General features: G+C 42.2%; 22 protein-coding genes and 1 pseudogene. 5 read left to right on the plus strand and 18 right to left on the minus strand.

Annotated features, from left to right (window positions below; all coding sequences use genetic code 11):
* Nucleotides 1-55 precede the first annotated feature (55 nt).
* The 8 genes and pseudogenes from GDK41_RS10340 to GDK41_RS10370 form a co-directional block, all read right to left on the minus strand.
* On the minus strand, nt 56-943 hold the full coding sequence (locus GDK41_RS10340) for a PD40 domain-containing protein (protein ID WP_152086345.1): 888 nt from the start codon (nt 941-943) through the stop codon (nt 56-58).
* Between the two features lie 473 nt (nt 944-1416).
* Nucleotides 1417-1743 (minus strand): YbaB/EbfC family nucleoid-associated protein, encoded by a 327-nt coding sequence (locus tag GDK41_RS10345; RefSeq protein ID WP_070991532.1) that lies wholly within the window; start codon nt 1741-1743, stop codon nt 1417-1419.
* Between the two features lie 57 nt (nt 1744-1800).
* Nucleotides 1801-4032, minus strand: a complete 2232-nt coding sequence (gene dnaX, locus GDK41_RS10350) for a DNA polymerase III subunit gamma/tau (RefSeq protein ID WP_152086346.1) — start codon at nt 4030-4032, stop codon at nt 1801-1803.
* 1 nt (nt 4033) lies between these two features.
* A complete protein-coding gene (apt, locus tag GDK41_RS10355; RefSeq protein ID WP_152086347.1) occupies nt 4034-4579 on the minus strand; it encodes an adenine phosphoribosyltransferase in 546 nt (181 codons plus the stop codon).
* 159 nt (nt 4580-4738) lie between these two features.
* Nucleotides 4739-4861 carry a hypothetical protein gene (locus GDK41_RS20440; RefSeq protein WP_269473128.1) on the minus strand — a complete coding sequence of 41 codons (123 nt, stop codon included), beginning with the start codon at nt 4859-4861 and terminating at the stop codon, nt 4739-4741.
* A gap of 70 nt (nt 4862-4931) precedes the next feature.
* Entirely contained in the window at nt 4932-5678 is a 747-nt protein-coding gene (locus GDK41_RS10360) for an HvfC family RiPP maturation protein (protein ID WP_152086348.1), read from the minus strand.
* Nucleotides 5678-6520 carry an HvfB family MNIO-type RiPP peptide maturase gene (locus GDK41_RS10365; RefSeq protein ID WP_152086349.1) on the minus strand — a complete coding sequence of 281 codons (843 nt, stop codon included), beginning with the start codon at nt 6518-6520 and terminating at the stop codon, nt 5678-5680. The genes GDK41_RS10360 and GDK41_RS10365 overlap by 1 nt, the downstream gene beginning before the upstream one ends.
* Nucleotides 6521-6586: 66 nt before the next feature.
* Nucleotides 6587-6808: pseudogene (locus GDK41_RS10370) on the minus strand (HvfA family oxazolone/thioamide-modified RiPP metallophore); the annotation flags it as partial.
* 154 nt (nt 6809-6962) lie between these two features.
* Between GDK41_RS10370 and GDK41_RS10375 the strand changes: the two are divergent.
* Together GDK41_RS10375 and GDK41_RS10380 are read left to right on the plus strand one after the other, a co-directional pair.
* A complete protein-coding gene (locus tag GDK41_RS10375) occupies nt 6963-7955 on the plus strand; it encodes a tRNA-dihydrouridine synthase (protein WP_152086351.1) in 993 nt (330 codons plus the stop codon).
* Nucleotides 7956-7984: 29 nt separating this feature from the next.
* Nucleotides 7985-8344 (plus strand): conjugal transfer protein TraR, encoded by a 360-nt coding sequence (locus GDK41_RS10380; protein WP_152086352.1) that lies wholly within the window; start codon nt 7985-7987, stop codon nt 8342-8344.
* Here the strand turns inward: GDK41_RS10380 and GDK41_RS10385 are convergent.
* The 10 genes from GDK41_RS10385 to GDK41_RS10430 all read right to left on the minus strand — a co-directional run bounded on the left by GDK41_RS10385 (nt 8341) and on the right by GDK41_RS10430 (nt 18391).
* Nucleotides 8341-9360: a hypothetical protein gene (locus GDK41_RS10385; protein ID WP_152086353.1), complete on the minus strand. Its 1020-nt coding sequence runs from the start codon at nt 9358-9360 to the stop codon at nt 8341-8343. The two genes, GDK41_RS10380 and GDK41_RS10385, sit on opposite strands and share 4 nt — an antisense overlap.
* 49 nt (nt 9361-9409) lie before the next feature.
* Nucleotides 9410-10669 carry a tetratricopeptide repeat protein gene (locus GDK41_RS10390; RefSeq protein ID WP_152086354.1) on the minus strand — a complete coding sequence of 420 codons (1260 nt, stop codon included), beginning with the start codon at nt 10667-10669 and terminating at the stop codon, nt 9410-9412.
* 11 nt (nt 10670-10680) lie between these two features.
* Nucleotides 10681-11295, minus strand: a complete 615-nt coding sequence (locus tag GDK41_RS10395) for an energy transducer TonB (protein WP_152086355.1) — start codon at nt 11293-11295, stop codon at nt 10681-10683.
* Nucleotides 11295-11699, minus strand: coding sequence for an ExbD/TolR family protein (locus tag GDK41_RS10400; RefSeq protein ID WP_105168645.1), 405 nt, complete (start codon nt 11697-11699; stop codon nt 11295-11297). Before GDK41_RS10400 ends, GDK41_RS10395 begins: the two co-directional genes overlap by 1 nt.
* 14 nt (nt 11700-11713) lie before the next feature.
* Nucleotides 11714-12238: a MotA/TolQ/ExbB proton channel family protein gene (locus GDK41_RS10405; protein ID WP_152086356.1), complete on the minus strand. Its 525-nt coding sequence runs from the start codon at nt 12236-12238 to the stop codon at nt 11714-11716.
* Nucleotides 12238-13602, minus strand: a complete 1365-nt coding sequence (locus tag GDK41_RS10410) for a MotA/TolQ/ExbB proton channel family protein (RefSeq protein ID WP_152086357.1) — start codon at nt 13600-13602, stop codon at nt 12238-12240. The genes GDK41_RS10405 and GDK41_RS10410 overlap by 1 nt, the downstream gene beginning before the upstream one ends.
* Before the next feature lie 6 nt (nt 13603-13608).
* Complete coding sequence (locus GDK41_RS10415; protein ID WP_152086358.1) at nt 13609-14379, minus strand: DUF3450 domain-containing protein; 771 nt, start codon at nt 14377-14379, stop codon at nt 13609-13611.
* Nucleotides 14380-14790: 411 nt separating this feature from the next.
* Nucleotides 14791-15429 (minus strand): CatA-like O-acetyltransferase, encoded by a 639-nt coding sequence (locus GDK41_RS10420; protein ID WP_152086359.1) that lies wholly within the window; start codon nt 15427-15429, stop codon nt 14791-14793.
* A 68-nt stretch (nt 15430-15497) separates the two neighbouring features.
* Entirely contained in the window at nt 15498-16538 is a 1041-nt protein-coding gene (locus tag GDK41_RS10425; RefSeq protein ID WP_152086360.1) for a Leu/Phe/Val dehydrogenase, read from the minus strand.
* A 326-nt stretch (nt 16539-16864) separates the two neighbouring features.
* Nucleotides 16865-18391 (minus strand): fumarate hydratase, encoded by a 1527-nt coding sequence (locus tag GDK41_RS10430; protein ID WP_152086361.1) that lies wholly within the window; start codon nt 18389-18391, stop codon nt 16865-16867.
* 155 nt (nt 18392-18546) lie between these two features.
* Here GDK41_RS10430 and pabB point away from each other — a divergent pair, with 155 nt between their 5' ends.
* The 3 genes from pabB to GDK41_RS10445 all read left to right on the plus strand — a co-directional run bounded on the left by pabB (nt 18547) and on the right by GDK41_RS10445 (nt 21941).
* A complete protein-coding gene (gene pabB, locus GDK41_RS10435; RefSeq protein WP_152086362.1) occupies nt 18547-19896 on the plus strand; it encodes an aminodeoxychorismate synthase component I in 1350 nt (449 codons plus the stop codon).
* 9 nt (nt 19897-19905) lie between these two features.
* The gene (locus GDK41_RS10440) at nt 19906-20481 is read left to right on the plus strand and encodes an NUDIX hydrolase (RefSeq protein WP_232056442.1); all 576 of its coding nucleotides are present in this window, start codon (nt 19906-19908) and stop codon (nt 20479-20481) included.
* An 83-nt stretch (nt 20482-20564) separates the two neighbouring features.
* A complete protein-coding gene (locus GDK41_RS10445; RefSeq protein WP_152086363.1) occupies nt 20565-21941 on the plus strand; it encodes an L-serine ammonia-lyase in 1377 nt (458 codons plus the stop codon).
* Nucleotides 21942-21969: the final 28 nt, after the last annotated feature.

Consider the following 21969-nt stretch of genomic DNA (forward strand, 5'->3'; position numbering starts at 1 on the left):
AACTTTTGCTAAAAAGCGCGCAGCCATGGGCTTATGACTGCGCTGGTAACACGAGTTAGAACTTAGGTCGCAAATTTTCGATCACTTTAGCATCAACCCAGTAACTTCTACCCACCCAATTTTTGCTACCATCTGCTCGACGATGCCAATCACCACGAGAGAAAAATAGGTACTTCCCGTCATAACTTATCCACGGAGAACTTTCATCAGAGTCAGTATTAATATGCTCGCCCATATTGATGGCAGGTAACCACTCTCCTTCTTTATTTTTAAAGCTGATATAAATGTCAGACCCACCGTGACCTACATCGCGCACCACATCCCACATTAAATATGATTCATCGGGCGAAATATAAGGGTGTGCTATCCACTCTCCGGTATTGATCTGTGGCCCCAGCTTTATCGGGTCTTGGTATTGGCCATTCACTCGCTGCGAATAGCCGATGTTGCCATGGCCATTATCTTGTTTTTTATAAAACGGAAAATAATAAGTTCCGTTTGCCGATACAGACAAACCATGCCCCTGCTCTTGTATAAACGCGCCTAGGTTTTTAGGCTGGGACCAACCTGTTGCTGTGCGCTCTTTATACTGCTTACCAAGGCGCATCACCTTGCCATTAGCAGAAAATTGCGGCCAGCGAATATCCGTTTCAGCCTCTTCCCCCCAACAGCCATTTTCATAGCGGATAACAAAAAAGGTGCGCTTTTTATACTTGCCATTTTTGCGGGTGAAATAAAACTCAGTCATATCATGATTATACATCCCCCCTTCAAAGCGCCCCTCAGGAGAGACAATTTTAGGGTCGAACAGCTTAGGCATTAAACCCGGCGGCTGCTCTCCAAAGTATTCTTGCGCTGAAACACAAGACTTGTCTTGCGCAAAGTTTTTACCACTCAACATTAAACAAAACGGTAGCATAATGAGTGTCGGTTTGAAGTTCATCACTTATCCTTATTTTTAGTATTTATGAACAAGTAACCAAACTAACTAAAGCCTTTTTTAAATACCTGACGCGCGTATGATCTATGCCTGATTTTGTGCTGACGCTGTTTTTTATGATTAGGATTTATAGATAATAAATTGATTTTTAAGAATATAAATAAAATACGACATTAAGAAATTAATTCAGGTTTTGCAATGTACAGTTGCAGTGTCCTTTGCAAACCATCTCCTCGCCATCCTGATGAATACTGCTACTGAATGGACAGAAACCCAAATAGCGTCGCATGAGCAAGCGATGTTTACGATATTTGTTAACGATTCGAATAAGGGATTAGACAATGAGTAAGTGAGTTTACCCCGATAAAAATAAAAAGCTCAGGCCTGAAAACCTGAGCTTTTTACTTAGATTTGTCCAATATTTGTCTAAGTTAGACAGAACAATAGAAAAACCTATATATTTTAGATAGTTACAACTAGAATGGCATTTTGAAGCCAGGTGGTAATTGCATACCGCCTGTGATCTCAGACATTTTCTTTTCAGACTCTTCTGCTACGCGGCGAACGGCATCGTTGCACGCCGCTGCAAGTAGGTCTTCAATCATGTCTTTGTCGTCTTCCATTAAGCTTTCGTCAATTTCAACACGACGTACGTTGTGGCTACCTAGCATGGTTACTTTTACTAAGCCTGCGCCAGCTTCGCCTGTTACTTCTAAGTTTTTAATGTCTTCTTGGGCTTTTTGCATGCGCTCTTGCATTTGCTGCGCTTGCTTCATCATGTTACCCATTCCACCTTTAAACATAATATGCTCTCTTACATCAATTCAATTGGGCTAAAAGATAAGGGCTATTGTACTTGATTACAATGCCTGTACTGTATTTTCATCGACCGCTGCATCAAATTCTTGGACAAACTGCACAATATTTGGGTCGCTATTTATCACATCAACAGCTTGTTGGTAACGGTCGGCATCAATCTTCTGTTGGATTAGATAGGGTGAATCTATCACCCCTGGTGCAAAACAAATTTCTAATTGCACTTCGTAACCATATATTTCACTAAGCGATGCGGTTAGCTTTTGTCTAAGCATTGGGCTGTCTAAGTGCTGCTGACTTTGGTCTACTTCTAAATTAAACGTATGCCCGTCTTTGGTAAAAATAGAATGCAAGGCAAATTGGCGCATTCTACCACCAAGTCCCATGCGTTTAATTAAGTGCGCCCATTCATCTTGCTGGTGGGCAAACTTAATATCGCTAATTGGGCTACTAAAATCTTCTGGCACTGGAATGCTAGGCTCTTGTGGCTCAACTACTTTGTTAGTCGTTGGGGGCGCTATTTGCTCTAACAACTCTGGTGCTAAATTCTCTTGTTTGGTTTTATGTCGCTCTTTAAAAGCAACTTTTTTCTTAACCGGTGGCGTCGTCTGGTTTATCGGCGCTGGGCGCGCCTGAGGCTTTTTTACCTCACCTTCCTGCCCTTGCAACAATTGCCCTGCACCCGATATTTTACGGTTTTGCAAAATACGTGCGATGGCCGATTGGGCCTGCTGCTCTTTATCTGCAAGGTTACTTGCCACGCTCTGTTGTTGCGGTGCTTGCTCAACCGCTTCAGGAGCAATATCAGTGCTTTTAACTTGCTGCTCGTTGGTTGCAAAGCCCTGCTCACTTGCTTGCGCCATCACGTGTTCGTATTGCGCTGCATAATCTTGATGCTGCTGATACTCGTCATTTTGAACATCGCTGTTTGGGCTTGTTGGCATGTCGCTTTGCGACACAGCTTGCTCTTTATGGCTTACCTGTGGCACATGTTCGTTAGCCTCGGGCGCTATCGGGGTAACTACTTCTTCTTGTGTTGGCTGCGCGGCTACCGTATTTTGTGCTTGTGTGGCTGACTTTGGTTGCTCACTACCCACTTCACTAGATTTATTTAGCAAGGCACGCAAATTGCCAACCTTATTGGCTTTTGGCTCAGCAACACTCGCTGTATCAATCGGTGCGCTCTGTATGTTAGTTTTCTCAAACGCCAGCAACCGCAGCATTAGCATCTCAAAACCTAACTTTTGCTCAGGTGCCCATTGCAGATCTCGTTTGCCATTAAGCAACAATTGATAATAAAGCTGTACTTTTTCTGGGCCAATTTGCTGAGCAAGTACAGTCACATCTTGCGGGTCAAAGTCACTCAGCCTAGCCGCTTGCGGTACTAATTGTGCTAGCTGCATGGCATGTGTTAATGCTATCAAATCGTCTAAAACGCTAACAAAGTTGCCGTTTTGCACTGCAATATTATCAACCGCTTGCATTAGCGTCTCTGCATCTTGGCTGATAATGGCACAAAGCAATGTAATGGCATGTGCGCTATCCATTAAGCCCAACATTTGTTGCACCGCAACTAATGTTAAATCGCCGTTTGTTTGCGCAATTGCCTGATCGGTTAAGCTCAGAGCATCACGCATGCTGCCATCTGCTGCTTTAGCTAATGCTTGTAAAGCTTGCGTCTCAAATGTGACCTGCTCTTTGGGAAGAATGTCAGTTAACTGGCCGATGATATCGTGTTGCGACATCGCATTAAGGTTAAACTGCAAACACCGAGATAAAATAGTTACTGGTAGCTTTTGTGGATCGGTGGTTGCTAATAAAAACTTAACGTGTTGCGGAGGTTCTTCAAGGGTCTTCAGCAAAGCATTAAAGCTATGCTTAGATAACATATGTACTTCATCGATTAAGTAAACCTTGTAACGGCCCCGAGTTGGCGCGTATTGAACATTATCTAAAATTTCACGGGTGTCTTCTACTTTTGTACGTGACGCAGCATCGATTTCGATGAGATCAATAAATTTACCCGCTTCAATATCTTGGCAGCTACTACAGGTGCCACAAGGGTTTGACGTTATCCCTTGATCGCAATTAAGACTTTTAGCAAAGATCCGGGCGATGGTAGTTTTACCAACGCCCCGAGTCCCAGTAAATAAGTAAGCATGATGCAACCGTTGCTCGTTTAGCGCATTAACTAACGCTTGCTTAACATGTTGCTGCCCCACCAACTGATGAAATGTTTGCGGTCGCCACTTTCTTGCCAGGACTTGATAGCTCATATTATTCGCCTTCGAACTCTACCAGCTTAAGCACATTGATACCCATGTCAACCACGCGCTTTTCACCACCGAGTTCAGGTAAAGAGACGACAAAAGCCGCATCAGTTGCGTCACCACCAAGACGAGCAACTAGTTTAGCTGTCGCTTCAATCGTGCCACCCGTTGCCAATAAATCATCTACAAGTAACACTTTGTCACCTTCAACAATCGCATCAGCATGTAATTCTAAAACATCTTCACCATACTCTAACTGGTAAGCTTGAGAGATAACTTCTCGTGGTAACTTACCCGGCTTACGTACAGGAATAAATGGAATACCTAAGGCGTACGATAAAGGCGCTCCGAAAATAAAACCTCGAGACTCTGTACCGATTATTTTTGTAAAGCCTTTGTCTTTGTACTCTGAAACGAAGCAATCAATCGTTGCTTTAAACGCGGCAGGGTTTGCCATAAGCGTTGTTACGTCACGAAACATAATACCCGGCTTTGGGTAATTAGGAATAGTAACAATACTGTCTTTAATCATAGACGAATTAACTTGTGTCATTTTGGCACGCTTTGTTAAATAAATTTTCAAAAAAATGATTATAACAAGATTGACCAAACATGGAACGCTATGTGGCGGGATTCTCAATTAAACTCGATGGAAGTGCGTTATAAACGTACAAAAAAGGCTGCAATGCAGCCCGTTCTATTGTGGTGTCGCTTATACCGCGATTGCTGTTGCCCAGCCAAGAATTGCGTTTAAGCACCCAACACCTGCAAACACAGCAAGAAATGCCAGAAAATACTTTGCGTTGAATGGGTCTTTAAATTCACCTTTAGACATAAATACTACCTTTATTTAAGCACGACAAAACGGCGCACATAATAATCGATATGCCTAATGGGATAAAGTCCTATTCACGTTTTTTACTGGCAATAATACCTAGCTCAACAAATGCTGTTAAAGTCTGTTTGGCTCCAGCTTGCAATTGCGCAAGCTCAAATTGTGGTAGTTGCGAATGCACTTGAGTCACTAAATCGTCAAAGCTAATACCTGGGGTATGTTCGATGATCTGTAGGAGCATTGCAGTCATCGGGTTAGACGACAAAAATGCCACTTCTTCTTGTGGATCTCTGTAAACCACAAAGTAATGAGGCTGTGCGCTAGGCTCGGTTGGCAGATGATCAGCACTGATCTGATGCACAGGAAACTGATAACTGAGATTACGAGCAGTATCTTTAAAAAACAAAGCTTGTTGTTCTAGGTCATAAACCGGAACATAGTCATCGCTGCTTTGGCATACCGCTACGTCAAGCTCAGCCCATTCATAATGCGCCAATTCCAGCATAAAGCTAGGATCAGAAGGCGTTGGTTCATATTCAAACTGCAAAAAGAGTAAAAATTCTCGACTTATTTCTAAGAAGTAAGGCGTTTGACAATTATGCGTAACAAAAAACTGACGAACTAAACCTTGCCAATCTGTTTCATTGTACAAACTTTTTAGCACCGGAAACGCTGAAGATACAAAGCCCTCAATGTTGTTAAAAAACAGTTCTCGATAAATATTGAGTCGTCTGTCTTCAATATGGCTTGGTCCACTCACATTTTGCGGATCTCGAATATGCGCCATGAAGGCATTTTGCACATCGATAAAAGACATTAGGCAACCCCTTTTTCATCTGCGTGATGTTGCTTTTGGATACCCTCAATATGCATGAGCTCGTTTTGCAAATCATCCAAACTAGGGATATTAAAGTCTCTTTCTAGCAGTGTAGGAAAAACACCGTGATACTGATAAGCCTTAGCCAAAAGTTGCCAGACAGGATCGCATACAGGCGCTCCGTGCGTATCAACTAATAGGTCTTGTGCTTCTTCATAATGACCAGCAACATGCCCATATGCAATGCGCTCAGAAGGCATCGCTTTTAAAAACTCAAGCGCATCATAGCCGTGATTAATACTGTTAACATAAATATTATTCACGTCTAAAAGTAGATCGCAATCAGCTTGCTCTAGCACCGCCAAGGTAAACGCTTGCTCTGACATTTCTTGTCCTGGCGCCGCATAGTAAGAAACATTTTCAACAGCTATGCGCCTTTCTAAAATATCCTGCACTTGGCCGATTCGCTTTGCAACGTGCGTAACCGCTTCTTCAGTAAATGGTATTGGCATCAGGTCGTACATATGACCGTCACCAGAGCAGTAGCTGAGGTGTTCACTGTAGAGCAAAATGTTGTGCTCTTTAAAGAATGACTTTAAAGACTTTACAAACTCAACATCTAATGGCGCCGGCGATCCCAAAGAAAGAGACAAACCATGACAAATAAAACGATGTTTGTCGGTCAGTTCTTTGAATTGACGACCATATTTGCCACCCATTTTTAGCCAGTTTTCTGGTGCGACTTCAAAGAAATCAGCGCTTGGTGGTGGCGCTGTTAAAAAGTCGTCTATCATCTCACGTCTAAACCCTAAACCAACACTACCAAGTTTATTCGTTTGCATTTTCACCTCAAAAACTAGAGCAACCAAAGTTGCTCTATAAGTAGTATCACTCAGTAATTAACGCGAACCACATTTACCTTCGCCGCATTTGCCTTCTTTTTTGCCTTTGTGCTCGCCACCACATTTGCCTTCTCCGCATTTACCTTCAGCACCATCAAGCTGATACCCTGCAGTCATTGCCTGAAACGCAAAAGGGTTTGCATTTGCATCTGTTGCAGTTAGCCCCGCCGTACCCACAACAACAGCACCTAATGTTAGAGCAATAGAGTTCTTTTTGATTGTATTCATGACTGATTCTCTTTTATGAAATAAATGATTCTTTGAACAAGACCTACTGTGAACTAAAAATATTTCACCGAATAGCAAAAAAAGCAAATTTGCGCTTAGCAAATATCAAACACTCGTTTAAAATGGCCGCCTTTTGCAGCAACGATTAAGCAGTATGAAACTTATATTAGCCCCAATGGAAGGCGTTGTAGACTTTAAAATGCGCCAATTACTAACTGATATTGGTGGCTTTGATCTATGCGTGACCGAGTTTATCCGCGTTGTAGACTTAACTTTACCTAGACGTGTTTTCACAAGGTACTGCCCAGAGTTGTTCAATAACGGAAAGACACGCTCTGGGACACCAGTAAGAATTCAACTGCTTGGGCAAGTACCGCACGTGCTTGCTGCCAATGCAAGAAAAGCCGTCATGCTAGGGTCGCATGGTGTTGATTTAAACTTTGGCTGCCCAGCAAAAACCGTTAATAAGAGTAAAGGCGGAGCAGTTTTACTTAAAGAGCCAGAACAAATTTATCAAATAATTAAAGCCGTTAGAGAGGCTGTACCACAAGAACATGTGGTCAGTGCGAAGATCCGCCTAGGCTTTGACGATGACAGCAATAGCACTGAAATTGTTGATGCTGTGCAGAGCGCAGGTGCGTCAAGTTTAGCTATTCATGCACGCACTAAACGAGATGGCTACAAACCCCCAGCCTATTGGGAAAAAATCCCTCCCTTGCTATCTCGCCTTAGAATTCCCGTGGTTGCTAACGGTGAGATCTGGCAGGTTGAAGATGCACTGTTATGCCAACAACGAAGTGGCTGTAAAGATCTAATGATTGGACGTGGGGCACTGGCAATGCCAGATTTGGCTGCAAAAATAAAAGCAAAAGTACACCAACATAGTCACAATACGTTAAGTTGGGAAAATGTTATTTATCACATATTGCATTCGTCTATGCATCAAGACCCGAACGTAAGTGAAAAGTACTTTTCAGCCCGTACCAAGCAGTGGTTAGGCTACCTAAAAAGGCAATACCCTCAGGCTCATGAGTTATTTGATGAGATAAAAACGCTAAAACACAAAGATGATGTTGTTACAGTGCTTGAGAAATACGCAAAGTGTCCGAGTCTTGATTCAAATCATGATAACCATCTGCAAAGCTGATGATAATAGAAGCTCACAGGAGAGCGACTATGAATTCAGAACAGACAAGAAACTTTCAAGACCGATTAGAGTGCGAGCTACTTTCAGTTAGACAAGCACTTTTGAACGAGTTGAAACAATCTAGCCAAAAATTTGCTGGTGAGCTTGCTGAGTTGTTAGAGCAAAGTTCGCCTTCACAGTGGTTGGATATCGCAGCTAAACATATAAACCCATTACAGTACCCTGACTTTCAAAGGCTATTAAAGTTAGAAGCTGCACTGTGCCAAATTGACATAGGTCAATTTGGCTATTGTTGTGACTGTGAGACGCAGCTAGATATTGCAGATCTATCCGCAGATCCAACCATACAGCGGTGCCACAATTGCTGTGAAAAAAACCACCAAGTTTAAAGCTTTGGTAAAAAGGTTAGTATGCTGGCAGGGTATAAAGCGATTCCTTCGATAAGCTTGTATGCTTGTTCGTCTGTCAGCTCTAATCTAGATTGCAGTGTGACTTTTGCCTGCTTGAAAGACCAGCCTTGATAATGAACACCTAAATCCACTTCCATTAATGCCAATACTATCAGTTTATCGACTTCTGCCAAATTTAGCTGACAATCAAAAACAGTGGCAGGCAGGTTAATATAGTCATCTACCCAATTAAGACCAGGTTTAAGCGTGTCACAATGGGCTTTTATCACTTCAAGAGCATAGTTTAATTCTGTGCTATTAAGAGCTGCTTTAACACTAATCGGCTTACTGGCTAAGCGCTGTTGCACCTGAGTAAGCAAACTATTTGGTGAAACTGGCTTAGTGTAGTAAAAGTTTAATTTACTCTGATACCATTCTTTACCATTCGGTAGTTGATATAGGCCAATCCCATTTCTTGGCTTATACATCATTAAATAATCGAGTAATTCACCGCCAACCGGCTGTTCTGATACATATCTTTTTAACCTAGACAATTCTAACCGAGATAAGTAAATATTACTTTTTTGGGCCTCTTCTAGCTTCGCCTTAAAGACTTGTAACCAGTTGTTGATATCATCGTGATTGAGATCCATAGATACCGCATTATCTAATACGTTAACACTCGCTGGCCACATAATGTAACGTTCGGGATATCGCTCTTGTATTTTTAAATAGTTAAGTTCATCTAACTGGCAATTGTTTAATGCTTGTTCTTCTACCAGATTATAAACTTCATGTCTTTTTTCTAGATACTTGTCCGTAAAGGGTAAAACAACAGAACTACTCGCGGTTTTATCAGGCAAAGGAATCAGAACTTGATTGGTTTCTTGCATTCTTTCTTGTGCAGATTTATAGCTTATTGACTTAAAATCACGGGGCTTATCGCAACCAGTTATAAACATAAAGCTTGCAACACAGAATAACGACTTTAATACTTTTGAAGAGTGAAATTGCATGTTTTGAAATACTATAAGTAATAAAAAAGCCCCTTGCGGGGCCTTTTCGTTAGATCTTAACGCCTTTGCGTTGAGCTTTGTCTTTAATAAACGTCGCCCAACCGCGCGCAAATTTGCGTGTTCGAGGATCTTCTTGAGCTTTAACAATTGCTTGGTACGCTTGCTTATACTTCTCTTGGTATAAATAAGCTTCAGCTAGATCAGAGTATGTGCTCCCTTCTCTATCTGTACCAAGTTCAAGCGCCTTGTTTAAGCGTTCTACCGCAGCACTGAACTTTTGCTCTGTTAACAGTAAGCTACCAGCCTTTCTATAAAGCTCTGCATCGTCGTCAAACTTTGCAGCTTCTTCATAGTACTTGGCCGCATCAACTAAATGCTTAGCCTGATGATAGTAACTTGCAGTCGCAGTAATGTTTTGCTTTGTTCGCTCGACCTTTCCATCCTTCAATGCTTTTTCAAAAACAATTGCGGCTTTATAAGGAATGTCGTTTAGCGAATAGTAGCTGCTCAAAATTTTATAGTGATTTTCTTTCTCGAAGTAGCCCTTACTGTATGCTACTTCCATCACAGTCAAACCATCAGAATAGTCTTCAGTTTGCATGTAGAAAGAACCAAGTTGTGTCCACATTTTTGGATCTTCTGGGAACAACTTCACTAATGTTTCTGCAACTTTTACTGCATCTTTATACTTCTTAAGCTCAAAGAAGGCACCGATTTTAAGCATATGATATTGCTTGTTTGGCTCTTCTTCTAACTTAATAGCTTTGTCTGCAGGCTCTACAACTTTACTGTACTGTTTAAGCTCATAGTAAGCTTGCGCGATACGAGCGTATACTTTTGGGTCTTCTTCACCTGTGAAGTCCATCCAATCGTTATACGTTTTTACCGCTTCTTGATACTTGTTTGTACCAACTAACAAGTCGCCTAATAGCTTAAATAAATCAGCTTGGTCTTTAAAGTTAAGCGCATCTGGAGCAATCGCAGCACGAATATACTTAATCGCCTCATCATACTGCTCTTTTTGCGCATACATGTTGCCCAAGTAACGATTTACCGTTGCTTTATCAAAATCATTTGAAGGGTCAAGATCTCTCAATTCAGCAATTGCTTCATCGATTTTATCTTCATTGTACAAGTCAAAAGCTTTTACTACTTTCTTACCTGTACGCTCACCCATAATTTTGGTTTTGGCATTTTTACGCTTCTCAATCTCGGCATAGTCTGGCGCAGCCACTGCAGCCGTAGTGTATACAGTGCCTGACAAAGACATAAGTAGCGCAAGAGCTGTTGCTTTACGTAAGTGCTTCATATCTTGCCTCCTTAACCTTGATTGAGTTTAAAGTCTAACTGAACAGTGATACCCGGTTGTCTCTCTGGTTTCCCATCAACAATCTTAGGGCGGTATTTCCACTTACGCAAAGCACGGATAGCTTCACGATTGAAAATACGCTTTGGTTCAGCATCAATAACTTCTACATCTTCAACACCACCAAGCTCGTTGATAGTAAATGAAAGCTGTACCCAACCCTCTTTACCATCACGCGCTGCTTGAACCGGATATTTAGGTTCAATACGTACGATAGGTGTTGCATCACCGTCGCGACCAAATTCGCCAGGACCACTCAGACCGCCAGATGTTCCCCCTAAGTCGATGCTTGGCATATTAAAACCAATTGCACCTGCTGCAGGGTTTGCATTTTCAGGCTGAGGCGGCTGCGGCTTAGGCGGCTGCTTCGGTGGAGGTGGTGGCGGAGGCGGAACACGCTTCCGCTCCTGCACCTCAGATTCAGGTGGACTCGTCATAATTTCGACAACTATTTGTTCTTTTTTGTCTTCAGCCCTATCAGCTCCGCCGGAGATAAGATAGGACATAAAAAAGAATAAGCCGAAAGTAACTGCCCCACCTGCAATCAGTGAAAACAGAAAACGAATCATTACTTAGCTCCAGCTATTGAAATCTTCAGGCCATCATCAGTTGCCTTGATTTGGTCCATTACTTTCACAACCACACCGTGTTTAGCGCCTTTATCCGCTTGGATAATTACGGTTTCGGTCGGTTGCTCAGCAAGAATACTCTCAAGGTTTGCACTTACACGCTCTACATCAACTTGACGCTTGTCCATCCATATTTCGCCATTCTCACGAATTGCGATAAAGACGTTTGCGTTTTTAGTTTGCTGAGCTTGAGCAGCCTTAGGCTTCTTAACTTCAATACCAGCCTCTTTTACGAAAGAAGTGGTAACGATGAAGAAGATCAGCATGATGAATACGATGTCTAGCATCGGCGTCATATCTACTGCTGCGTCTTCCTCTTCACGAAAACGTTGTTTACGTGCCATATTTATATCTCTCTCTAGTGATGTGGCAAGCTGTCAATCAACTGCTCTTTAGCCATTTTCGCTCTTGCTTCCAAGCGAGTGCTAAAGAATACACCTGACAGTGCCGCAACCATTCCTGCCATTGTTGGTATCGTTGCCATTGAAATGCCTGATGCCATCAAACGTGCATTACCGGTACCTTGTGTAGCCATGGTTTCGAATACCGAAATCATACCTGTTACTGTACCTAGTAAGCCGATTAGTGGACACATTGCAACCAATGTTTTGATAATCAACATACGCTCATCTAATTTCTCAGACGCTTCAGAAATCCATGCATCGCGGATTCTGTGTGCGTACCAAGACGTTGTGTCTTGGCGGGCGTCCCACTTAGCGACGATATCCTTTTTCATTTTTGGATATTCCGCAAGTAGGAACCAATAGCGCTCAATCATTAAAACCCACATAACAAAGAGTGCTATCGCGACCACGTATAAAACTTGGCCGCCGGTGCCAACAAAATCCCTGATAGATTCCCAGGTCTCCATCAGGACTAGCATTAGGCTTTCTCCTTCTCCGCGTGTGCAGCAACAATACCTGCACTTTGCTCGTCAAGGATGTGTAGAACAGACTTACTACGACCTGCAACGATAGCGTGTAATAGGATTAGAGGTAGAGCAGCGATCAGACCTAGAGCTGTAGTTACAAGCGCTAGAGAGATGTTACCTGCCATGATCTTCGGATCACCAGTACCAAATAGTGTGATTGATTCGAAGGTTAAGATCATACCAACAACCGTACCTAATAGACCTAGTAGCGGTGCAATCGCAGCTAAGATCTTGATGATGTTAATACCCGCTTCAATACGTGGCGTTTCACGTAAAATCGCCTCATCAAGCTTAAGCTCTAGGTTCTCAACATCTTGGTTCTTGTTGTCATGGTAAACTTTCAAGATACGACCAAGTGGGTTATTTGTGTTAGGCGTATTGATGTTCTTGATTTGCGCCTTGATTTTCGCACCAACCATCATTAGGTCTAGGAAACGAACAAGCGCAAGCAATGCACCTACTGCTAATAAAGCAGTGATGATGTAACCAACTGTGTCACCTTGGTGCCAACGCTCTTCAGGTGTAGCACGCTGTGTGTTCAAACGTAAGATTGAACCACGAGTTGGGTCAACATAGAACTTAGTGTAAGAACCCGCTGATGTGCTAAGTAGCGAATCAACAGTTTTTAGTACATAACCGTCAGGTTGCTTACCAAGTGGCGTAATTGCTTTGTTAGCTGCGTCATAAAGAACATAGCCGTCTTTAGTTACTAAGTTAAAGTTACCAACACGAGTAACCTGCTTAACGTTAGTTTCACCACTTAGTTCAGCAACTTGTGCTTCAAAAGTAGATACTTTTGCAGACTCAGTCATTTCAGTTTGGAATGCAATCCAAAGCTCTTCTAGTTCGCGAGTAGTTGGTAGTTCTTTTGCCGCAGCAAGAGAACGAAGTACTTCAGCGCGTCCTGGTTTTTCAGCAGATACTAGTGATGCTTCGATTGAACCGATAGCTTCAGAAGCTGAACGACGCACAACACCGAACATCTCACCTAAAGTACCAGTCGCGTTAGCTAGTTCAACTTCTTTTTCAGCAAGCGTGATTTCGTTTTGTTTGAACTCTTTGTTCAAACGCTCACCGCGAGCTTTCTCAGCAGCAAGTTCACTTTTTGCTTTATTAAGTAAAGATTGCTGGTTTGCGCGAGAAGAAAGGAATTCTTGCTCACGTTGCTTGTTGATTTTACCTTCAGAAATACGGTTTTGCTTCACTTCCTGCAGGATTTTATCAAGAGCTTCTGTATTTGCGTGTGCATTTAGCGCGGCACCTGCAGAAACAGATAGTGCAGCGGCTACTGCAAAGCCTTTAAATAGTTTCTTCATTTTCACTTACTCCGCGCCAAAGATTGGTAATGCAACTAGATCTGGGGCAGCCTGACCACGTGCAATACGGATCATGTCTTTAACAGGCTTAAGGTATTCTTCGCCTAGTTCATCCCACTGTTTAGCAGTATTGTTCCAAACCCATGCGTGCTTTAAGTCAAAAGACTGAGCAACATAAGCAACACGGCCAAGACGAGCGAAATCAACGTTGATGTTTTTACCGTTAATTTCTAAAGAACCTTGAGACGCAGCCATAACCGAACTGTAGTCAGTTTCGATTGTGTACGCTTCAAGTACCTGGCGGAATTTTTCTGAAGTAGTTACTTTAGAATTTGAAAGCAGTTCACGTAGTTTCTCTACGCGATTCATGCGTGTTTCAGTATCAAACGGAACGTCCGCTTTGATGAATTGCTCAAGCGTATCGATCATGCGATACATCAAAGGCACAACGTCCTGTTTTGTCTTCTCAATTGTTCCGATCTGACGATCAAATGACTCGATGCCAGCTCTTTGGTCAGCGACCAAACGTGCGACGTGGTCGTTATAAACTTTTAGCAGTTCAGTTTCGTCAACAACACTACGGTACTCGCCGATCATTTCTTGCGTTTGACCAAAGATATTGTCGATTTTTTCTTGAGACTTTTTAGCAGCCTTTTGAGTTTGTTGACCTACTTTTTGTACGTCGTTCAAAGGATCTGCAATCACATTGCTGCTTGCAAATGCTGTAGCGCCTAAGAGCGCTGTAGCTACAAGACTCTTTCTGATTTTAACAGACATAGTTCCCAACCAATTAAGTAATGTTACTTTTATAATTTTATCACCCCTCTAGGGAGCAACCCTGATATCTTTTAACAGATATCAACTGTCCAATAATGCTAAATGCAAGTCGCTGTGTCAACTTCACTTGCAAAACAAATTTTCCAGTTTTAAAAAAATAAATCCGATATAAAACAAAAAATTAACATGGTTTTTTTTTATCTCCTCTTATAACCTTTGATAATAAAGCAGTTAAATCACAATGTTTACATTTAATTACAACACAAGAGCACAATGTAATAGTCTCTTTAATTTTGCAACTGTGACTCTTAACCCTATGAATGTACTAACAAATAAAATTTATGATTGAAAAATAATTGTCATTTTTGCATTACTGACAAAAAATCTTTCATTTGCCTACATTTCAACCACTTAATTTAGTAACTCCAAAACAACCTTATTCAGTGTAGTCAAAAATTGCGCAACGTGAACCCCATCTAATAAAGCATGATGCACTTCTATATTAACAGGCATTAGCCCAGTCTCTTTTTGATACTGTCCAAACACAAACTTTGGGATCCCAGAACAATTACTCGTATCTGTTGCGGCATGGCTAAAGCTACTAAAGTTAAACCACGGCAATATTGAAACATAAACTTGCGCCTCATGGGTCTGTCTAAGTTCAAACCTTTCATTCAAAAGTGTTTGCTCTAGGTATACTGCCTGCTGCCTAGACACATGTTCGCAGAAGAGAGTTAAATTCTCGTGCAAATGTAACGGTGTAAAACGAAATGTGTCATCATCTTTCAAAAATACCGTGCTTGCCGTCACTTTAGGCACTTCAACTGGCAAACCATCTACTATCCTGTAGCGCATTGGCGCATAACGATGTATCGCTTGCAACAAGCAATATAAATAACAATGGGTAAAAGAGACGTTTTTGTTTTTAGCAAACTGGTAAAGTGGCTTGAAGTCAACGTGAGTAGTAATATCGAAGTGCGGTTTTTCAAAGCCTTTAAAAAAGTGAAAGTGTTGTGCGCGTGGCCACGTTTTTAAGTCAATTGGTTTCATACTTGTACAGATCAAAAAAGGGTATGCTTAAGCATACCCTTTCAAATATCGACTATCGAATAAAATCGTTAAAGACCTTGTTCGATGATCTCTTGCGCTAGTTCATCTGCAATAATGTGAGTAGACTTTTGCTCACTCTCAGAACGCGCAAAAATTTCTGTCAGGGTATCGTAAATACCTTCTACGTGTTTAGTAGCATCAGCCTCGTTGTAGCCTTCAGGTTTAGTCTCATAATAGACATTGATAATACCACCGGCATTAATCACGTAGTCTGGCGCATACAACACGCCTTTTTCGCGCAAAATTTCACCATGGCGAGATTCCGCCAACTGGTTGTTAGCACACCCTGCGATGATAGTTGCTTTGATACGCGGGATAGTATTGTCATTGATAGTTGCACCAAGCGCGCAAGGAGCATAAACATCTACATCTAAGTCGTAAATTTCATCGATGCCTACTGCCGTAGCGCCAAAATCGCTAACTACTCTATCGATTGATGCTTGGTTGATATCTGTCACGAATAGCTCAGCACCTGCTTCGTGTAAATATTTACACAAGCCATAAGCTACCGCGCCTAGGCCTTGAACCGCTACTTTAACGCCAGCTAAATCTTGATGACCATGTTTATGCTGGTACGCAGCTTTAATACCTAAAAACGTACCTAATGCCGTAAATGGCGATGGATTGCCACTTTTGCCTTCCAGACCCAAAACATAATTTGTTTCTTTGTGCATCATCATGACATCACCAGTGGTGATGTTTACGTCTTCTGCTGAGTAGTAGCTACCACCCAAACGTTCAAGATGCTTACCAAAGGCTCTGAATAAAGCTTCAGACTTGATTTCTTTCGCATCGCCGATGATCACTGACTTGCCGCCACCAAATGGTAAACGTGCCACCGCGTTTTTATACGTCATACCTTTAGATAAGCGTAATACGTCATACACTGCATCTTCATCTTTAGCGTAGTGCCACAAACGACACCCCCCTACCGCAGGACCTAACTTGGTGCTATGCACAGCAATAATCGCTTTTAGGCCTGATGCTTCATCGGCGCAAAAGACGACCTGTTCATGATTGTCAAATTCAACTTGGTTAAATACAGCCACTTTAAGTTCTCCGAAATGTCTCACCCTTTGGGTGTTGATAGCGCTGAAATTGGCAAAACTCTATCACTAACTTCACCAGCATGCCAGAAAATGAGATGATCATCCTACTAAATACAATTAATTTAAATATTCAAGTTAATAAAACAAATGTATGAGAATAATTAAACTAACAATACGAAATTAGCGGGCAAGTATAGTTAAGATATCTTAAATCTTCGCAAGGGATGTTTACGTAAACGTAAAGTTTAGCTTTAGTGTAAAATTTTAATTACAAAAAAGCCGCATGTTTATGCAACATGCGGCTTGTATACTCTGATTAAAAGGCGTTATTTGAGCTTACTATCAAGCTCTTCTATTTTTGCTTTCCAAATAGCAGGGCCTTGCTCATGCGCATTTGCTCCGGTGCTATCTACAGCAACTGTTACTGGCATGTCCTCAACTTCAAACTCATAAATAGCTTCCATTCCCAAGTCTTCAAAAGCAACAACACGTGCTTTTTTAATCGCTTTTGCAACCAAATAAGCAGCGCCACCTACAGCCATAAGATAGATTGATTTGTTATTCTTGATTGACTCAACGGTTGCAGGACCTCGCTCTGCTTTACCTATCATACCTACAATACCGGTATTCTCTAACATCATATCGGTAAACTTATCCATACGAGTTGCAGTAGTCGGACCAGCTGGACCTACCGCTTCGTCACCCACTGCATCAACTGGGCCAACGTAATAGATAAATTTGTTCTCAAAATCTACACCTTCCGGTAAGCCTTCGCCCGAGTTGATCATATCTTGCAATCGTTTATGCGCTGCATCACGACCTGTTAAGATTTTACCTGATAGTAAAACTGTTTCGCCCATTTTCCAGTCGTGAGTGTCTTCTTTAGTCAACGTATCCAGATTTACACGACGCGTATCTTCACCTACTTCCCAAGTCACTTCAGGCCAATCTTCTAGTTTAGGCGCTTTAAGATCTGCAGGACCTGAACCATCTAGCGTAAAGTGCACATGACGGGTCGCCGCACAGTTCGGGATCATAACAACTGGCTTTGATGCCGCATGCGTTGGCGCTGTTTTTATTTTTACATCAACCACGGTTGTTAAACCGCCTAGACCTTGTGCTCCAATACCTAGTTTATTTGCACGCTCAAAGATCTCCAAGCGTAACTCTTCCTCAGCCGTTTGCGCGCCGCGTTCCATTAGCTCGTGAATATCAACTGGGTCCATTAGTGACTCTTTAGCTAATACTGCTGCTTTTTCAGCCGTACCACCAATACCTATTCCCAGCATGCCAGGAGGACACCAACCTGCCCCCATTGTTGGCAGAGTTTTCTCAACCCAAGCAGCCACATCATCAGATGGGTTTAGCATAACCATTTTAGTTTTGTTCTCAGAGCCGCCACCTTTAGCCGCAATCATCACTTCAACTTCTGCTCCTGGCACCATATCAATATGCACAACCGACGGAGTGTTATCTTTGGTATTTTTGCGGCTACCTGCTGGGTCTGCAACAATTGATGCACGCAATGGGTTGTCTGGATTCAGATATGCTCTGCGCGTACCTTCATCTACCATTTGCTGAACCGTAAGATCAGTCTTATCCCATTTTACATCCATACCTACTTTTACAAAGCAGGTAACGATACCTGTATCTTGACAAAGTGGGCGTTTGCCCTCTGCTGACATGCGCGAGTTAATTAAGATTTGCGCAATCGCGTCTTTTGCCGCTTTGCTTTCTTCTTTGTGATACGCTTTTTCTAGCGCCTGAACAAAATCAAGCGGATGATAAAAAGAGATATATTGCAAAGCATCTTCGATACTTTCGATGAAGTCTTGCTGACGGATCATACTCATGACGGTTCCTTAGTTTAGTTATTTACCCAAAGGCTAATAACGAATACATCTTAAAAATAGTGACCGATTTATGCTACCAGCCAAGCCACTATAGAAAAATAGATAAGTATGATAACCTCCCCGCCCGTTTCGGGCTAGTTTTCAGGTTCAAGTAAATGGAAAATGAACAAATTTACGTTAAAAAATTAAATATTACTTTGCCTACTGAGGCAGTATTTGAGCACTTTGCACATTTACCCAATGCAATTTTGTTAGATTCATGCAATGCCAACCATGTTAACAGTCGTTTTGATGTCATCAGTATCGAACCTGAACACCTACTGAGTGCTAAAGATGGGCATATCTTTTTAGATGGCGAACCGCAAAGTATAAATTGCTTCGCACTCATGAAAACACATCTAGCCAAGCTATCTGCGCAAAAAGCCCCCTACGACTTGCCTTTTAATGGCGGCTGGCTCGGCTATTTTGGCTATGATTTAGGTCGTTACATTGAAAAGCTTCCAGAGCTGGCAGCGCAAGATATTGACTTACCAGATTTACACATTGGTCTATATTTAGATGCGCTAGTTTACGACAATCAGCAAAAACAATGGTATTACGTCAGCCAACCAACAAATCAACGGTTAGCACTTTATGAAACGTTATTAGCCAAACCGTCGCCAAACCATACAGCATTCACTTTAACTAATGAGTGGCAATCTAACATGGCTCAAGTGCAATACAATGAGAAATTTGAGCAAATACAGTGTTACTTAAAAAGTGGTGATTGCTATCAAATCAACCTCGCACAGCGCTTCAGTGCAAAGTATGAAGGCTCTCCTTGGCTTGCATACAAAAAGTTACGTGCACAAAACAAAGCTCCCTTCTCTGCTTTTATCAATCTCGAGAACAGTGCCATTTTGTCTGTTTCACCTGAGCGCTTTTTGCTGGTCCAAGATGATGAGGTTGAAACTAAACCTATCAAAGGCACATTACCAAGAATGCTCGACCCAATAGAAGATAAACGCCAAGCTGAGCGTTTGGCTAATAGCAGTAAAGACCGCGCAGAAAATGTCATGATTGTTGATCTATTAAGAAACGACTTGGGCAAAGTAGCAAAACCAGGCTCAGTGCAGGTGCCGAGCTTATTTGCAATAGAGAGCTTTCCGGCCGTACATCATTTGGTCAGTACAGTAAAAAGTGAATTGGCCGAAGGAAAATGTGCCGTCGACCAACTCGAAGCTGCTTTCCCTGGGGGCTCTATCACAGGAGCACCAAAAATACGTGCAATGGAGATTATCGAAGAACTTGAACCTCACAGACGCAGTGTTTATTGTGGCTCTATCGGCTATCTAAGTGCGTGTGGTAGGATGGATACGTCCATCACAATTCGTACCTTAGTGTGCAATGCAGAAACAATACATTGCTGGGCTGGCGGCGGTATTGTGGCAGACTCTCAAGCTGAGCTGGAATACCAAGAGACATATCACAAGGTAAATAAAATTCTACCCGTATTAGAAAATTAAGAGTACAACGTGACATTAGACGAGGTAATTACAAGGTTTCATATCAGCGCGTTACAAAACAACGGGTCGCGCGAAATTGCCCAAGACTCTGTAAAATCAAGTGCCGTATTAATGCCCTTAATTGAGCAAAATGGTCAAGCAGCTTTGTTATTTTGCAAACGAGCTGCTTATCTTAAGCACCACCCATCTCAACTGTGTTTTCCTGGCGGTAAAGCTGAACCGCAGGATTGTAACTTAATAATGACCGCACTCAGAGAAACACATGAGGAACTAGGAATTACTCCCGAACAAATCACTCCTTTAGGTACATTAAGCCTTCACGCTACTTTAACTGGTTTTTCTATCCTCCCAGTAGTTGCCAGATTAGCACCTAACACCCAGTGGCATACCGAAAGCTTGGAGGTTGAGCATGCATTTACGATTTCAATTGCCCAACTCAGTTTAGAATCGAACTGGCACACTTACGAGCTACAACTCGCCGGAAAGTCCCGCTCACTTCCCGGCTTTATCACCCCCCACGGACTACTTTGGGGAGCGACCGCAAGCTTAGTCAAAAACTTTATAAAATTAATCAAAACTGCATAGCGATTTCGTAGCACAACGGGTTACAAGGCACATTTTTAACGTTATGATGTGCCCCCGTTCAAAGGCAATGTTGAGTAAAAAATATGATTAGTGCATTTGATATGTTTAGTATCGGTATTGGCCCCTCGTCGTCGCATACCGTTGGTCCAATGCGCGCTTCAAGACTGTTTGTAAAAGATTTGCAAGATAAAGGCTTGTTGGCACAAACCACTGAAGTAAAAGTAGAACTGTTTGGTTCATTAGGTCAAACAGGCATTGGTCACGGTTCTGGTAAAGCCGTTATACTCGGGCTTGCGGGCTACGACCCAGAAACCATCGATGCCGACGCCGTTCCTGATATTTTAGAAAAAATAGAACAAGAACAAGTTATTTATTTAGATCAAAGCCATAAAGTAAAATTTCCAAAGCAAGGCGCTATTGTATTTCATCGCAGAAAAACACTACCTAAACATTCAAACGCAATGGAAGTGGTCGCCCTAAATGGTAAAGACAAAGTACACAGCCAAATTTATTATTCAATTGGCGGTGGCTTTATCGTCACAGACGAACAGTTTGAGCAAGAGAAACAAGCTGCGCTCGATATCCGCGAGCAAAACCCAGCGCCTTACCTTTTCGATAGTGCTGAGCAGCTTTTAGATTTATGCAAAGAGTCTGGCTTAAGTGTGTCTTCGCTAATGATGGCTAACGAAAAAACATTAAGACCGGTTTCAGAAATAAAAGCAGAACTTTTTAATATTTGGCAAGTGATGAAAGCGTGTATCGAGCGTGGGATCCGTACCGAAGGTATTTTACCAGGTGGGTTAAAAGTAAAACGTCGTGCACCGAGTTTGTACTTAAAATTAAATGTTGAAAATAGCAATGACCCGCTTCGAGCTATGGACTGGGTGGATCTGTTTGCGCTAGCGGTGAATGAAGAAAATGCCGCCGGTGGCCGTGTGGTTACTGCACCAACAAATGGTGCGGCTGGTATCCTGCCAGCAGTACTCATGTACTACCACACCTTTATCAAAGAGGTTGATGAGGAAATAGCGACTCGCTACCTACTTACTGCCGCTGCAATCGGTATTTTATATAAAAAGAATGCCTCAATTTCTGGTGCAGAAGTTGGCTGTCAAGGCGAGGTAGGCGTTGCTTGTTCAATGGCTGCGGGAGCTTTAACAGAGATCATGGGAGGTAATGTGGTCAATGTTGAGAATGCAGCAGAAATAGGTATGGAGCACAATTTAGGACTGACCTGCGACCCTGTTGGTGGCTTAGTGCAAGTCCCTTGTATCGAACGTAACGCAATGGGCGCAGTAAAAGCGATTAATGCCTCACGTCTTGCTATGCGTGGCACGGGTGAGCAAAAAGTATCACTGGATAAAGTAATTAAAACCATGCTCGATACTGGCAATGATATGAAAACCAAATATAAAGAAACCGCTCGAGGCGGCTTAGCAGTAAATATCATTGAGTGTTAACACATATACACAAGCCTAACCCTTAATC

Origin of the sequence: Pseudoalteromonas sp. A25 (assembly GCF_009176705.1) — a bacterium.
Taxonomy (GTDB): domain Bacteria; phylum Pseudomonadota; class Gammaproteobacteria; order Enterobacterales; family Alteromonadaceae; genus Pseudoalteromonas.